We start from the raw sequence: 13,997 nt of genomic DNA, 5'->3' as shown, positions 1-13,997 counted from the left end.
ACAGCACTATGGACACTATCACCACCATCCTTATCATCGGCATCGCCGCAAACGGTCTCGCGTTTGCCGCACTCATCCTCGCACCGCCCCTCTACGCATGGGCCGACAGATGGCTTGACAGAACCCACAACACAACCGCAAACGAAGACCGGAACTAAAAACCCCGCCCCTCTTTTTTCCCCCCGGACACCCGCTCACCGTCTTCCTGCACACGGCGGACGCCCGCCGTACCGCGGCAACCACTCCGCAAGCAAAACAACCGCCTCCTCCGGCGTATCCACCCCGAAAATCCGATCCTCCGGAACCTCCGGACACCGGCCCTTATCATCAAGCCGCTTATCCGCAACAACCCCGCTCCAGTCCGCAAACGTATCAGCCGTCCCCGCCGGATGCGGAACCCGATACGCCAGAATAAGCCGCCGCATAATCCACGCATACGACAACTCCGACAGCGTCCCCGACCCCCCGCCGACCGCAACCACCGCATCACTATTCGCCACAATAAAATTGCGTGCATGATCCAGTCCCGTTGCAATCGGAATATCAACAAACGCATTCGCCGCATCCGGCGTACAACCCGGCAGAACCCCGATAACATCCCCATCACAATACCACGGGGACCGGTGCGCCCCGCGGGCAGCAGCCTCCATGACACCGCCGAGACCCCCGCAGATTACCCGGTATCCCGCCGTAACAAGTGCCTCACCCAGACCCTCGGCAAACCGTCCCTTCTCCGAATCCGGCGGAAGAAACCCGTCACCGATTACCGCAACAATCGGCCTTCTCTTCATAGAAGTTGATTGGACGGCGGAAAAGAAGAAGTATCGCATAATGAAAGAAAAAATACAACACCCGTTACAGATCGCACGCAAAAAAAGGAAAAGTTCCGAAACTCTACCCTGATGGAAACGGCAGTCTCCTCATCTACTCGTTAAACACATTGTCAAAGATCATATCCGAACCCGTTGCACTCAGCCGGGCGCGTTCATCCATCTCCTCCGCAAACGCAAGCACCGGCATCGTCATATCATAACCCGGCCTGTGACCGAACATCTTCTCCAGCTCAACCTGCTGCGCATGCATAAACAGCGCATTCGGAATATCCATCGGACACAACTCCTGACACTGCCCGCAGTTAATACAGGAATCCGCAATATGGGCAAACCGGATTAAATGGAACATAAAATCCGGCGGAACCTGACCGGGCCGCACCAGATGCGGCTTTGCCGTCGAACACTCCACACAATAGCAGATCGGACAATTCTCAATACAGGCACGGCAGGCAATACAGCGGGAAGACAGCCGCATAATCCTCTCCAGCCGCTCGCGTCCCTCACCCAGCTCGCCAAACTGGTGGGCGCGGTTCTTATCCCCAAGCTTCAGCATCGCACTCTCCACCTTCCCGCGGATCTCAAGACCCTTCGGCTCAGGAGCACAGACCGCAACCGCCCCGGCACTCACCGCCGCATCAAGAAGCGCCGCACCCTTCTCCGAACAAACCTCCACAAACGTCGCTTTCCCTGCCTTCTCACCAATAACACCCCAGTTACCGCAGGCAAGATCCGCCTGGCGCGGCACCTTGCATTTACAACGCTGACAATTCTGACGGCGGCCGTACCCCTCAGGCCCCTCCTCAAGCACCTCAATAGAGATCCCCTTGTGCTGGTGCGCACCCCCCTCATCAGTGTACTCAATAATGAACTGACCCTTATCGATCTCCTCCTTAAAGACCGCATCCGGATGTACCGCATACTTGTCTGCAATCATCTCGCGGGCAACCATCGGAGAAACCGTCCCCCCACAGTTCAAACCAATCAAAATCACATTATCCAGATTGATCTGCTGACGCTTCGCAAGTTCATAGAACGCCATCGCATCACAACCCTTCACCGGCACCGCGATCTTCATCTCGCGGGCCCCGCCGAGATACTTCTTCACCATCTTTGCCGACAGCAGCGTTCCGCAGTGGAGCGACCCTGCCGACTTCGGCATCTGTGCCGGATCCGTGATCAGCTCAAGTTTTGCATCATACAGATCCGCACCCCGGCAAACCGCAAGAACCGCATCAACCATACCACTCGAAAGTGCATACTGCAGCAGGGCAGTAACCGCACCGCCGCACTCACCATGAATATCGCAGGACGTCGTCCATGCATACACCATATCGCCTTTTACTGTCATACTCAGTCCTCCCCGATAAATGCGCCATCGGGCCTATCAATCTCCTCATAGACAATACCCGCATACACCGGAACCGCCGCCGCAAGATCTGCGAAAATTGCAGCTTTATCCTCCCAGGCGTACGTACCATCAGAAAGCAGACAAATAATCTCACACGGGCATTTCACCCCCTCCGGTGCTGCGGATGCAGCCCGTACTTTCTGGACACGCCCCTCCCAGCTGGTAACCGTCCCCGGATACTCGTTTAACGCAGCCGACGGGAGCACAACCGTCGCAGAATCAGAAAGATACGTCGCATTACTGCCGATCGCAACAACCATCTCAAGCTTCTCCAGATACGGCATCAGGTCTGCATAAATATCCTCCTCGCGCTCCGGCGTCTCAGTAATGACGAACAGAGCCTTGGTCTTCTCACCGAACGCAAACCGGCCAAGACCAAGAGCCGCAGCACCACGGCCATTGTTCGTCTCATACAAAACCGCAGTCTTCGCCGGAAGGGCGGCAGCGAGCGCAGCCGCTGCCGCATCCCCGGCAAGATACAGAACAACCGAATTTGCAGCTGCCGCAACCGCTTCGGAAAACTCAGCCGGAATCTCCGTGTACTCGTCTACAATAACCGCTGTATCCGCCTGGACCGCAGTATAGGATTCAGGTCCCAGGTACAGCAGTCTGCCCCCGTTTGCCTGCACACGATAAAGCTTGTTGCCCGTAACCGGCAGGCTCTTCATCACATCACCGATCATCAGAACAACATCCGCCTTCGCAAGATCGGCAATCTTCACAGCAGATGCACCGCATCCGCCGGAAACAACCCCGATATTTGCAGCACCCAGCACATTGCGGGCGTATCCTACTGCAAGAAACATTGCTTCATTTGTCAGGCGGGACGAGATCGCAACCGCAATCTCATCCCCCGGATAAGCTGCAAGCTTTTTCGCCTCAGCAATCGCTGCATCCCAGGTAACCGGCTCACCTTTGACAAGCGGCATTTCTAACCGCCACTCGGAAAGTGCCTTCGCTGCGTGCAGGCCACGGGTACAGAGTTTGCCCGAACCAACAGGCGAGCGATGATACGGGGCTACACCGACAGCTTTCCCGTCCACCACAATAAGATTGAGGCCGCATCCCGTCCCGCAATAGGGACAGGTGGTAGTTACATATTCCATTTCCATGATTGTTCATACAAAGGTCGATGACCACCGCATATAATCCTAAAGTTAACTTAACCATGTTTTTCCCAGTTTTTGATGATTATCGATGGCATTATTAACCAAGTAAAATGTACCCACACAATTTAATTACAGAATTCAATTGACAGCGCGCACGAAGAGAGCAACACATTGCTATTTAACCATGCACAACCAATGTTATCCTGCAGTTTCGTCTGCATGAGTTATCTACGCAGAAACCCCGGATATCCCGGATTTCATGCGTGCAGACTCATGGGCGTGGCAGTTATGCCCGCTCATGGAGTTAAAAAAAATGGAAAGAAGAAATTCCTACGGCGGATCCCGCCAATACAACGACGAGCCCCGCGAAATGACCAAAGCAATCTGTTCAGACTGCGGCAAAGAGTGCGAAGTTCCGTTCAAACCAACCGAGGGTAGACCAGTTTATTGCCGTGACTGCCTCCCAAAGCACAGAGCACCGCGTTCACCCCGGTACTAAAGAAATAGCAAAAGCGGAGATTTACCCTCCGCTTTGACACTGACTTTTTTGATATATTTTACGGCAGTTACAGCCCGAAAATTTCCCCGACAAATGAAAACACCCCGAACATATCCAGGGCAATAACAACCATCAGCAGCACAAACAGCCTCCGCAGCATCTTATCCGGAAACCGGCTTGCATACTTCACCCCGATCAGCGCCATCGGCACCGCCGTTACCGCAAGAATCGTCCACTCCACCAGATCCACATAACCTATCAGATAAAACCCGTACGAGGACAGATCCACACCGGCCGAGAATCCGTTTGTCAGATACGACGCAATACCACCGAGTGTAATAAACACAATCGCCGCAGCAGACGTCGCCACCGCATACCGCATCTGATACTTACCCACAATCGTCAGAAGCGGCACCACAATTGTCCCGCCGCCCACGCCCAGAAGACCGGAAAAAAAACCTGCCGCACCACCAATACCAACGCCGGCAGGCGTTGACAGAGACCGCGCATCACCGGACGGCAGTACCGTTACCATCCGTACCGCACCAATCACGAGCATCAGGCCGAACAAAAAAGTCAGTACTGCAACAGGCAGATACGTCGCAACTGTCCCGCCGAGGTACCCCGTCACAATCCCTGCAACCCCGATAACCGCCGCATCACGCCAGATCACATTCCCTTTCCTCGTATGACCGAGCGCACTCGTCAGCACCGTTGGCAGCGCAACCGACAGACTCGTCCCGAACGCCACCAGTATCGCCGTCTCAGGAGCAACACCCGACATCTTCAGCACAAAATACATCACCGGTGCAAAAATAAACCCGCCGCCCACACCAAGGAGACCTGACATAAACCCGGCAAATAACCCGGTAACAATCAGCAGACAAAAGAAAACCGGCTCCATCACCTCTCACCTCACGGAATAATCTCACAGCCGTTGTAGCGCGTATGCAAAAACGCAGTCTGCGCCAGACGACCTTCAGCCATCATACGTTTCAGGCGCGGCAGCTCCGCCGCGAGCGCATCGTGCAGCACGCGTACCGTGTCGCAGACAAGCGTATAATGCTCACGCCAGGGACGCACAATATTTGAGTACAGGCACCTTCCCCCGCAGAACCCGTACATCTCACAGGACGGACACGGCTCTCCGATCGGAATCTCCGGCAGATGCAGCGGATCGGCATCCCGGATATGCCCCGCATAGTAGTCCGCCATCCCCACCATAATCGGGCAGGGAGCAATCCACCCATTCGTCATAATACTGTAGTTCGAGTACCCCGACCCGCACCGCAGTCTGCTTGGCGTTCCCGTCAGCAGATCCTCAGTCGTTGACAGGAACGGATACCACTTCGGCACAACACCCGTCGCCTCAATCCGGCTGACCCACTCCGCCGCAAGCCGCCGGACTCCGTCGTTGTAGGACTCTTTCCACTCCGCAAACCTGCGGTGCGAATAATCCCCCGTAAAGTCCGCATCCATCTGCCAGTGAATCGACGTGAAATGCTCGGCAAGATGCAGCACCGCCGCATAAATATCCGTGTCCTCCGCAACGGTCATGCGGGCTATCAGCTCTCCCGAATACCCGCGCCCGCGGATCAGCGCCGCAGTGTTCAGCACCATATCATAGATACCGTCCCCGCGATGACCATCGGTCAGCTCCCGGCACCCGTCAATTGAGATCAGAATCGTCTCAAACCGGTTCACATACGCAGCCGGCAGAGAACAAAGCCGTGTCCCGTTCGTCTGCAGCATAAACCGCCGGACCGGCGCGTGATCCATAATCTCCATCACCAGATCAGCCCGCAAAAGCGGCTCTCCTCCGATAAACGTCAGTACACAGTCCGGATCTTTTGCAAGAAACCGGTACAGCTCCTCCAGTGGATACGCAATCGTCTCCGCAATCGTCTCATCGATCGTCCCTGGCGTTCTGCCTGCCGGATCCTCCTCCTCAAACATCTTTGCCCGGCAGTAAGAACAGCAGAGGTTGCAGTCGTCGGTTACGATCAGATGAAAGAACATTACGCAACCCGGAGACCGTTTTCCTCAGCAATCGCGAGATAAGTGTCGGCAACGTACTCGGCCTGCTTTCTCGTCATGCCATAGGTGTTGAACTTCCAGACCTTTGTTGCGCCCGGAATAATACCGGTGATACCTTTCTTCCCAAGTGCACTGGAAAGGAAAAATCCGCGTTTTTTGTGAGTCTGTGCAACCACATCAAACGACCCCGTCGTGTCCACACGGGTCAGCGTGTGTTTTCTCGGATATTCAGACAGAATCTTCGTACCCTCAATTGACTTCAGCGCATCCACAATAATTTTGCTGTTTGCCAGCTCCTCATCAAAGTGTTCCACCCGCGCCTTCACCTTCGGGAACGATGCAAGCATACCGACGATCGGCGCGCCCATCAGCGAACAACCGATAATACCGACTTCTTTGATCCCGAACGTCCTGCCGGTCAGATCACCAGTCATCCTCGTCGTGCGAAACACCTCCTCGGCCCGCTCCTCGGTCGCTGCCAGTACTCCCGAGGGCGCAGGCGAGGCCATACTCTTGTGGCCCGAACCCACCACAAAATCAACACCGAGTTTTTTACCGTTCACCGGCATCACGCCGACCGTATAGACGCCGTTGTAGAGCACCGGCACATCGTACTGATGTGCAACCTTTGCAATGCCTGCAACATCGTGCATGTTACCGAACTGGTAGTCCACGTGATCGATGTAGAGCAGCTTCGGTGCTTTCCCGAACTCGCGGATGACATCTTCGATCCGGTTTGCAGCGGCCTCTGCGGTGATGTGATTGTCAGCAGTCCGGGGAATCTCCCGGACCACACCCTGCACAATTTCCACAGAAAGATACGACGTATAGTGCGCAAGCGCGCCTATCAGCACCGGCTCTCCTTTCTCCACGTACGTTCCTGCAACCTGCTGGAACGCCCTGCGTGCGCCCGGCACTGTGCGTGCCTGATCCATTCCCAGCCACTCGGCAAGCTCCACATGGAACTCTTTTAAGGGCGGATTCTGGATATAGTCCAGCCGGAAGGGTTTTCTACAGTTATCGCAGACCGAATAACCGTCTCCCCAGGCGATCATCGCTTTCATCGCCTCAGGTGTCAGTCGTCCGGCAACCTGAATCGGATCCAGATTGATGGCCGTCTCATCAACCATGCGGGCATCAATATTTGCCGCGCATTTCATAACAGTTCCTCCTCAAGAATGGCAATCTGTTTTTTGACGGATGCAAGAGACTTTGCTGCGGCTGCTTTCTGGGATTCATCGAATTCATGGGACGGCGCAGTCTCGCGAAGGAGAGCGCGGACGTCCGTTAACGAAAACAGGGCAGTAAAAAGAGCATCTGCGGCTCGCTGTGACATGATGCATAAAACATCTACGCCGGCATAAAATAACGTATCGATTCTCTGAAAAATAGGCGGGGTATTTTTCCGGAATTTTATTCCATTTCCGAAAAGACGAGTTCGTACACCCAGTCTTCAAGCATTTTACAGTGCTCAACGTTGCACTCCTCATCGCAGGCAACACATGGGACGATAGACTCACCCGCCATCAGAAGCATCGGGTCGATAGTTTTCTCGGTTTTCACAATCCGTACAAGATAGGTACGGGTACCGTCCTTTTTGCATTCCTCGCGTTCGATGTATCCGCCATCCTCAAGTTTCTTGAGGATGCGCGAGCAGGTTCTGCTGTCAACACCCAGGTCCTTCCAGAGTTCACTCTGGAACGTACCGTCGGGTTTCGCCCGGATGTGTGCGAGTACGGTCGTCTCTGTTTCACTCAGTTGGGGTGCAGTCATGGAAATTAGTTGATGGGGGAGATGCTCAGGATGTTGTTCCCACGGATAACCACGGTGCCGAGATTCCGGCGGGCGGTCTCATTTACCTCAATTGCCTCTTCGAGATGGAGATTGAGGTACTCATCCACTGCAACAAGACGTCCCTCGAATTTGCGCCCCTCATCTTTGATCTCGACAGAAATCTTGGAGTCTACGAGGGAGTTGACCTTTTTTATGGGAAGGACAATACTGGATACCATATCGTTATTGTTCGTCACCCACACTAATTAAGATGATTGTTTTACAGGATGATGGACTCAACCGCAGGCAGGGCGCGCAGCTCCTCAATCGCCGTTGCGGGAAGCAACCCGTCAATAATAATCACCAGTCTTGGCGACTCGGCGATGTAGGGGTCGGTTACAAAGATCTGGCGAAGCGGCAGGTCATGTGCGGCAAGAACCGCGACCGCAGAGGCTACAATATTTTTATCTCCTGCATTTTTCGGGAGAATTGTAATCACGGAAAGACCGAGATTTTTTGCAACATTGGTAAGATCAGGTGTCACGCGCAGATGCGCAAAAGTCATTTTGATCTCGTTCATTCCAAGGATGCGCTTGACCGTTGTGTCCACCACACGCCGGTCAACCCCGACCACGCGGGCGATTGCGGTTGCCGAAACCTCAATCCCGTTTACCACAACGCGACCGGCATCACTGATGCCAAACCCGTTCTCCAGAAGAAATTTGACGACCCGCTGCTGGGACGGCGAGTCGGAAAATGGTTCAAGAATACTGCGCCACATGTACAAAAATGTGTATCGACGAATGTATTTATACTGTCTCATCTCTCAGGAATTCAACTGTTCTTCTGCATCAGTAGATTTATTAGTCAGTGTGACCCACATGTATAGGTCGCACTGACAACCCGGAACGGGTTTTCAGACCATATGCGAGGGTAGCCAAGCCAGGTCAACGGCGCTAGCTTGAGGGGCTAGTCTAGTAGTAGTTCTTGGGTTCGAATCCCATCCCTCGCACTGTTTTTTCACAAATTACGTTGATACTTCCGGATTCTCCGGTTTGATCGATATTTATAAATATCGCAAGAGAGGAGTATCAAGTATTATGTTCCAAAAGTACGAGACAAATCCGTCCGGGTTGATCTTTGGGGGTGCTTTTGCGTTAATTCTCTCAATCTTCGGCTTACGGGCATTCAACCAGTATCTCTTCACCGCATCCGAGATCGTCGCAAATGAGTTTGCAGTCGTGGTTGTCGGAGACATCATCGGTGTCCTCGTCGGTGTAGTGGGGCTTGCCATGCTTGCATTTGGTATCCACTACACACTCCGGGCACGGAAAGAGAACAATCAGCAGCCCTGATTCTTTCAGAGATACGATTAAAAAAATTTATTTTTCGAACAACGCAGAATAAAACCCTGATTTATGCAGATTATACCATTCCAAAACGATTTTTTCCGGTTTTACCTTGAGCAGTAGCAGAATCTCCTTTGCAAACTCCAGGGAGGCAGAACCATTAGCAGTAATGATACCGGCATCACAAACGGCCTGACGCTTCAGAAAATGCTCCTCACCCCGGTAATGCGGTGCCTGAGATTTCATAAACTCCAGCGTGTTTCCGGTGTGGGAAATTTCATCCAGATACCCGTGTTCCGCCAGGAAGTTCGCAGCATTACAGATAGCACCCACCGGAATGTTTTGCTCCACTGCATATGCAACAACAGGCAGTACCGCATCATTTTTCTGTTCCATCCATGCCGCTCCACCCGACAGAATCAGCAGGGTAAAACTGCGCGGAAAATCATCGGTTGTATAGTCCGGTATGACCCGAAAACCGCCCATGGATACTTTCGGCTCCTTATCGGGACTAATGGTTCTCACCACGTACCCGGTCTCCGGTGCGTTCAGTTCGGAACAGACAAAAGCAGGCTCCCAGTCGGCATAGCCATCAAAAATAAACACCAAAACTTCTTTTTTCATCTTAGATCCATCTCCCCGGAAAAAAACAGTTAGATAAGCGGTTCGGGGATACTGCCCATATCGCTTACCGGAAGGCGCGTATTCTTCACCAGAATCGGCTGGTCTGTTTCAATCAACCGTTCCATGATGAGCATCTTTCCTGCCTTTGACGTGGCAAAGACCGGCACACCAACGCCTCCCTGAACCAGTGCAGTGGATGCGGCCGCCTCGCGCACATATTTTGACGCGCAGGAAAAGATCAGATCCGCCACCCGTGCCAGACGCAGCGCGTCTTCAAGCGACGCTACCGAGGAGGTGTGCACCACAATGATCAGCGCATCCGGATACTTCTCCCGAATCTCTTCGGCAAGTTCGTGCTGGAACCCGGCAATCGTCACCGCGACGTTTGTCCACCCCATCTCCTTCGCCCTGGCAAGACCTGCAAGTGCATCCATTGCCCCCGTCTCGGGATTGACCACAATGCCGCCTTCCGCCTCAATGCGTGCAATAACCTCCGGATACGGTGTGGTAGAAACAAGACCGGACATCCTGCCGCCGATACCCTGGACCATTTCGGGTGAACGGACGATCACCGTTCCTGCACCGTCGCAGGCGATAACCGCGGCCTGCAGTGTTCCGGTGCGCAGACCGGTATTCATCAGTTCGGACGCACCAAAGAGTACAAACGTCTCGTTGTCAAGAACTCCGCGATCTCTGGTACACATGCCAAACCTCTGAATCCGTGCCGAGATGTTTGCAGCGACAGCTTCGCTGGTGATCGGATCTACCGGATTGGCAAATCGCTTTGCAAGCGGGCAGGATCGAATCTTTGGTTCACCAGCTTCAACGATGACACCATCACGAATAACCACGCGGGTCATGCCAACTGCTTCAATAACATGTTCGTCACACATCGGAATCACCTAACTGATGCATAGATATGGTTGTGCAAAAAACATAAGGTACTCCAATCATGGGACGATACTGGGAACTGGACGCAGGCCGCGGTGTGGCAATTCTTCTGATGATAGGCTATCACATCCTGTTTCAGCTCAGTTTCTTTGCCCCGGAACAGATCCCCTGGTTCAATCCCTATGTCCTGACCGGTGCCCCGATTGCATTTTTGTTTGTGACGATTGCAGGAATCTCTCTCGTCCTCTTCACGGCAAAAGAGGAAAATTTGCCGAAAACTGCAAAGAAAATGGTTGTCCGCGGCATCTACATCCTCTGTTTTGCGGCGGCGATCACGGCGGGATCCTGGCTGATCTTTCCATCCGAGGTGGTAGTATTCGGCATTCTGCATCTCATCGGCTGTGCAACCATTCTTGCTATCCCCTTTGTTGTGCTGAAAATCAGGAGCTGGATCACCCTTGGTTTCGGCCTCATCGTCATTGCCATCTCGCCGTTGCTTGCCTATGTTCGGGGTCCTGCGTATCTGATTCCGTTCGGCATAACGCCGGTCGGATTTGCAACACTGGACTATGAACCGCTGATTCCCTGGTTCGGGGTGCTGCTCATCGGGGTTGCCCTTGGTTCCGTTCTCTATAAGGGCGGAGTCCGCTGCAAAGCGCTGGAACGGCTCGGTGAAATTCCGAAAGCAGCAGTACCTGTGGCATTCCTCGGCCGCCATTCACTTTTCATCTACCTGATCCACAACCCAATCATCTTCGGACTTCTTTTCGCCGCCGGGTTTGTTTCAGTGTAGTGCGGGATGAACCGCTTTTACGGCAGTACAGGCATCACTGCGGCGATAGAAATCTATTTATCAATCAGCGATAGAACTCTCTGTAATATGACGGCAGGTTTTTTTGACCGATTTACCGCGAAGAAACCGTGGATTGTGGAAAGTGTTTCCCCCCCGGTTACCGGACACGGAGCAGGGATGAGTATTCCCGAATACAAATCAAAACCGTATTTCATCGTTGCATCCGTTGAAATGGGAAATACGACAACAAAATGCATTCTTACCGGAACTGATCTGGAAGAGGGACGATCCTATGTTATCAACAAAACGGTCTCGATGAGCCGGGACGTTCGTCCTCCCAAACCCGGAGAAGAGGTGTTTGGTACAACGCTGGACGGTACCGAACTCACCCGCGAGTCCGTAACGGAACTGGTGCGGGATACCCTGATAAAATGCCACCGCGACGCGGATCTGAGCATCAAAACCGATCTTGATTTTGTGGTCAGGAGTACCGGCGTTGTCGCTGCAATGGACTCTCCCGATCAGGTGGGAGAGTTCATCGTGGCTCTCGCGAACGGCTGTCTTGAAGCGGGTGTTCCTCCAAAAAAGATGACACCGCCGATGGGAAAGGACAACCTCCCGCCCAAACTGCGTGAATTCAGCTTTGCCGACCGGCTGGTCTTCACCGGAGCCGTAGCAGGTGTTACCCCGCCCGCCGGAGCATCCGGCGTGGAGATGGTTGCAAACGAGATGGAAGGCGAACTTGCCATGGCAGGAATCAAAGAAGGAGCAAAGTGGACGCCTGTTGATTTCCGCAACCCCTGTATCTCCATGGACTTTGGTACCACACTTGACGGTCGGATTACCAGTGACGTCGATCCGAATGCCGAAAGTCCTTTTGCCAAAACCATCGGCAACTTCTGCGGACTTGCCGGCGCCATTCCCGACGCCATTATCCGTGGTACGGGCCTCGTGGACAAGAAAAAAGGAACAGCACTGGACCTCTTTGGTGAAAGCTGCAGACCTGCGGCAAACCGCGCAACCAAAAAAGCACTGCCGTATGTGGAGCGGTGTCTTGCCCTGCTTGACATCGCCGAAGTTCCCGCCGACCGCAAACACTTCGGCAAAGTGCCGGTCTGCGCAGACGTGGCAAAGGCATCCGGAATTTACCTTCTTGGCGTGGATGCCGGTCACGACGGTGACAAGATTCCGGAGCTTGAGGCAATCGGTGCTGAACTTGCAAAGAACGAGAGTAAAGAGGTTATCCGCGAGGTAATTGACCGGCTGTGTGCGGCAATTGCACTCAAGATCATTGACCTCTGCAGCGAACGCGGCCTCCTCCCGCCGAACAGCTCAATCGGATTCACCGGTCGTGCCATCATCTCCGGCAACAAACCGCAGTACATCCTGGACGGCGTCGCAGAACGCGGTCTCTATGACGAACCCGTAACGCATCTGGTGTTTGTGGACGATGGTCTGGCACGCGGCGCAGCACTGATGGGCAGGTGCATGAATAGTCTCGGTCACCCGAAATGCCCGATCGGCGGCGTGCGCGGGGGAAAATGTATTATGGCCAAACGTCAGAAGATTGGAAGGTAAGCTGATATGACTGAAGCAGAAGAGGTGGATTTAATCATGCCGCCGGGAACGCCCCGCACAATTATCCGGGACATTGCCCTCAATTTTGAGGTGGATATGGTCAGTGTAACGCGACCGCTGAACTATGCAAACATGGTCAACGACGAACGCGAGCTGATTGCATTCCGCGGCAGACCAGAAGAGATCAAAAAAGCAGAAGCGTTCCTTCTGGAAAAACTCAGAGAATTCATTGACAACTGAATCTGATCATCAGAACAGCAGGACACTTTTTTTTAAGGATATTCCGCCGAAACGGGAAATCCAAATTTTTTCCGGTGAGGAGGAAGACAATGATCTTCCCAGAATCCTGTTTACAGGCAATAAATACACGGAGAAAGGACGAAAAAATTATTCGGGGAAGTAGTACGGGCATCGCTCCCGCAGGCACTCGTGGTTTCGGTTTGAAAATCCGCACTGCCGCTGTGCAGGGAGTTCCATTGTAATACCGGTATGTTCCCGTACAAATTCAACCGCTTCCTCCAGCGCAAGGTAGGTATCGCGTTTGCAGCAGCGCGGTCCGCCGACACTGCCAATCGCGGTAAGACATGCCGCGGTCAGAAGATTTACCTCCCCCCATGACTGTGTACTCAGAGGATTTGTCTTCGTTGCAATAGAGTAGAACATCCCCGCACTGATCGCAGCGCCGCAGGCTCCTGCAATCCCGCAGAAACCGCCGGGCACCATTGCACCGCGGCGAAACATTTCATCTACTGCTGCGGGGAGATCCAGAACGCCGCCTGCATTCCGATATGCAGCAAGAAGTGCGGTGCCTGCCAGAATGTGGTGTTCGGGACCGTGCATGTGTACCGCAGGACTCTGCATCATCGCAGTTGCGATCACAAACGGATCTTTTTCCACTGCTGCCAAAGCAATACTCCGGATAACAGTCGTTGCGGGCGCCGCATGGCAGTTATCGCAGACGAAGTGACCGTACATACATGCGGCATTGCTCAGATATTTCCGACCGCAGATCTCGCAGGTCATTTCGCGTGCATTCTCCAGATAGCGAAGGGGAGCACCGCAGATAAGGCATGCCGGTTCTGTTGAGTTGTTTTGCATTTTTG

The 13,997-nt window shown here is 53.5% G+C and carries 18 protein-coding genes and 1 tRNA gene; 6 read left to right on the top strand and 13 right to left on the bottom strand.

The genetic code is table 11. The features are described 5' to 3' along the window. Nucleotides 1-194: 194 nt before the first annotated feature. The 3 genes from O0S10_RS09380 to O0S10_RS09370 form a co-directional block, all read right to left on the bottom strand. Nucleotides 195-791: an SLOG cluster 4 domain-containing protein gene (locus O0S10_RS09380; RefSeq protein WP_268925617.1), complete on the bottom strand. Its 597-nt coding sequence runs from the start codon at nucleotides 789-791 to the stop codon at nucleotides 195-197. A gap of 133 nt (nucleotides 792-924) precedes the next feature. After that, nucleotides 925-2,181 (bottom strand): Coenzyme F420 hydrogenase/dehydrogenase, beta subunit C-terminal domain, encoded by a 1,257-nt coding sequence (locus O0S10_RS09375; protein WP_268925616.1) that lies wholly within the window; start codon nucleotides 2,179-2,181, stop codon nucleotides 925-927. Between the two features lie 2 nt (nucleotides 2,182-2,183). After that, on the bottom strand, nucleotides 2,184-3,353 hold the full coding sequence (locus O0S10_RS09370; protein WP_268925615.1) for a molybdopterin oxidoreductase family protein: 1,170 nt from the start codon (nucleotides 3,351-3,353) through the stop codon (nucleotides 2,184-2,186). Nucleotides 3,354-3,663: 310 nt separating this feature from the next. Here O0S10_RS09370 and O0S10_RS09365 point away from each other — a divergent pair, with 310 nt between their 5' ends. Next, nucleotides 3,664-3,849: a CxxC-x17-CxxC domain-containing protein gene (locus tag O0S10_RS09365; protein ID WP_268925614.1), complete on the top strand. Its 186-nt coding sequence runs from the start codon at nucleotides 3,664-3,666 to the stop codon at nucleotides 3,847-3,849. Nucleotides 3,850-3,916: 67 nt separating this feature from the next. Here the strand turns inward: O0S10_RS09365 and O0S10_RS09360 are convergent, their stop codons facing one another. The 7 genes from O0S10_RS09360 to trpY all read right to left on the bottom strand — a co-directional run bounded on the left by O0S10_RS09360 (nucleotide 3,917) and on the right by trpY (nucleotide 8,440). Further along, a complete protein-coding gene (locus tag O0S10_RS09360) occupies nucleotides 3,917-4,753 on the bottom strand; it encodes a sulfite exporter TauE/SafE family protein (protein WP_268925613.1) in 837 nt (278 codons plus the stop codon). An 11-nt stretch (nucleotides 4,754-4,764) separates the two neighbouring features. Continuing rightward, nucleotides 4,765-5,868, bottom strand: coding sequence for a TIGR04084 family radical SAM/SPASM domain-containing protein (locus tag O0S10_RS09355; protein ID WP_268925612.1), 1,104 nt, complete (start codon nucleotides 5,866-5,868; stop codon nucleotides 4,765-4,767). Further along, a complete protein-coding gene (locus O0S10_RS09350) occupies nucleotides 5,868-7,046 on the bottom strand; it encodes an aminotransferase class V-fold PLP-dependent enzyme (protein WP_268925611.1) in 1,179 nt (392 codons plus the stop codon). Before O0S10_RS09350 ends, O0S10_RS09355 begins: the two co-directional genes overlap by 1 nt. After that, on the bottom strand, nucleotides 7,043-7,222 hold the full coding sequence (locus O0S10_RS09345) for a hypothetical protein (RefSeq protein ID WP_268923487.1): 180 nt from the start codon (nucleotides 7,220-7,222) through the stop codon (nucleotides 7,043-7,045). The genes O0S10_RS09350 and O0S10_RS09345 overlap by 4 nt, the downstream gene beginning before the upstream one ends. A gap of 77 nt (nucleotides 7,223-7,299) precedes the next feature. Next, nucleotides 7,300-7,659, bottom strand: coding sequence for a helix-turn-helix transcriptional regulator (locus O0S10_RS09340; protein WP_268925610.1), 360 nt, complete (start codon nucleotides 7,657-7,659; stop codon nucleotides 7,300-7,302). Between the two features lie 5 nt (nucleotides 7,660-7,664). After that, a complete protein-coding gene (locus O0S10_RS09335) occupies nucleotides 7,665-7,898 on the bottom strand; it encodes an LSM domain-containing protein (protein WP_268925609.1) in 234 nt (77 codons plus the stop codon). A gap of 41 nt (nucleotides 7,899-7,939) precedes the next feature. After that, on the bottom strand, nucleotides 7,940-8,440 hold the full coding sequence (gene trpY, locus O0S10_RS09330; protein ID WP_268925608.1) for a TrpY family transcription regulator: 501 nt from the start codon (nucleotides 8,438-8,440) through the stop codon (nucleotides 7,940-7,942). A 146-nt stretch (nucleotides 8,441-8,586) separates the two neighbouring features. On the opposite strand from trpY, the gene O0S10_RS09325 reads away from it, so the two are divergent. Next, nucleotides 8,587-8,671: transfer RNA gene (locus tag O0S10_RS09325), tRNA-Leu, on the top strand. An 88-nt stretch (nucleotides 8,672-8,759) separates the two neighbouring features. Beyond that, entirely contained in the window at nucleotides 8,760-9,014 is a 255-nt protein-coding gene (locus O0S10_RS09320) for a hypothetical protein (RefSeq protein WP_268925607.1), read from the top strand. 27 nt (nucleotides 9,015-9,041) lie between these two features. On the opposite strand, the gene O0S10_RS09315 is transcribed toward O0S10_RS09320, so the two are convergent. Then, on the bottom strand, nucleotides 9,042-9,632 hold the full coding sequence (locus tag O0S10_RS09315; RefSeq protein WP_268925606.1) for a type 1 glutamine amidotransferase family protein: 591 nt from the start codon (nucleotides 9,630-9,632) through the stop codon (nucleotides 9,042-9,044). A 29-nt stretch (nucleotides 9,633-9,661) separates the two neighbouring features. Beyond that, nucleotides 9,662-10,525: a methanogenesis marker 8 protein gene (locus O0S10_RS09310; protein ID WP_268925605.1), complete on the bottom strand. Its 864-nt coding sequence runs from the start codon at nucleotides 10,523-10,525 to the stop codon at nucleotides 9,662-9,664. 59 nt (nucleotides 10,526-10,584) lie between these two features. Here O0S10_RS09310 and O0S10_RS09305 point away from each other — a divergent pair, with 59 nt between their 5' ends. The 3 genes from O0S10_RS09305 (at nucleotide 10,585) to O0S10_RS09295 (ending at nucleotide 13,134) form a co-directional block, all read left to right on the top strand. After that, entirely contained in the window at nucleotides 10,585-11,316 is a 732-nt protein-coding gene (locus O0S10_RS09305; protein WP_268925604.1) for a heparan-alpha-glucosaminide N-acetyltransferase, read from the top strand. A gap of 87 nt (nucleotides 11,317-11,403) precedes the next feature. After that, nucleotides 11,404-12,894: a methanogenesis marker 14 protein gene (locus O0S10_RS09300; protein ID WP_268925603.1), complete on the top strand. Its 1,491-nt coding sequence runs from the start codon at nucleotides 11,404-11,406 to the stop codon at nucleotides 12,892-12,894. 6 nt (nucleotides 12,895-12,900) lie between these two features. After that, the gene (locus O0S10_RS09295; RefSeq protein WP_268925602.1) at nucleotides 12,901-13,134 is read left to right on the top strand and encodes a hypothetical protein; all 234 of its coding nucleotides are present in this window, start codon (nucleotides 12,901-12,903) and stop codon (nucleotides 13,132-13,134) included. A 147-nt stretch (nucleotides 13,135-13,281) separates the two neighbouring features. Here the strand turns inward: O0S10_RS09295 and O0S10_RS09290 are convergent, their stop codons facing one another. Continuing rightward, entirely contained in the window at nucleotides 13,282-13,992 is a 711-nt protein-coding gene (locus O0S10_RS09290; RefSeq protein WP_268925601.1) for a DUF5714 domain-containing protein, read from the bottom strand. Between the last annotated feature and the right edge of the window lie 5 nt (nucleotides 13,993-13,997).

This window comes from Methanocorpusculum petauri, assembly GCF_026891975.1.
GTDB classification, from domain to species: Archaea; Halobacteriota; Methanomicrobia; order Methanomicrobiales; family Methanocorpusculaceae; genus Methanocorpusculum; species Methanocorpusculum petauri.
The sequence above is the reverse complement of the archived record's forward strand: the minus strand, read 5'-3'. Positions and strand labels throughout refer to the sequence as shown.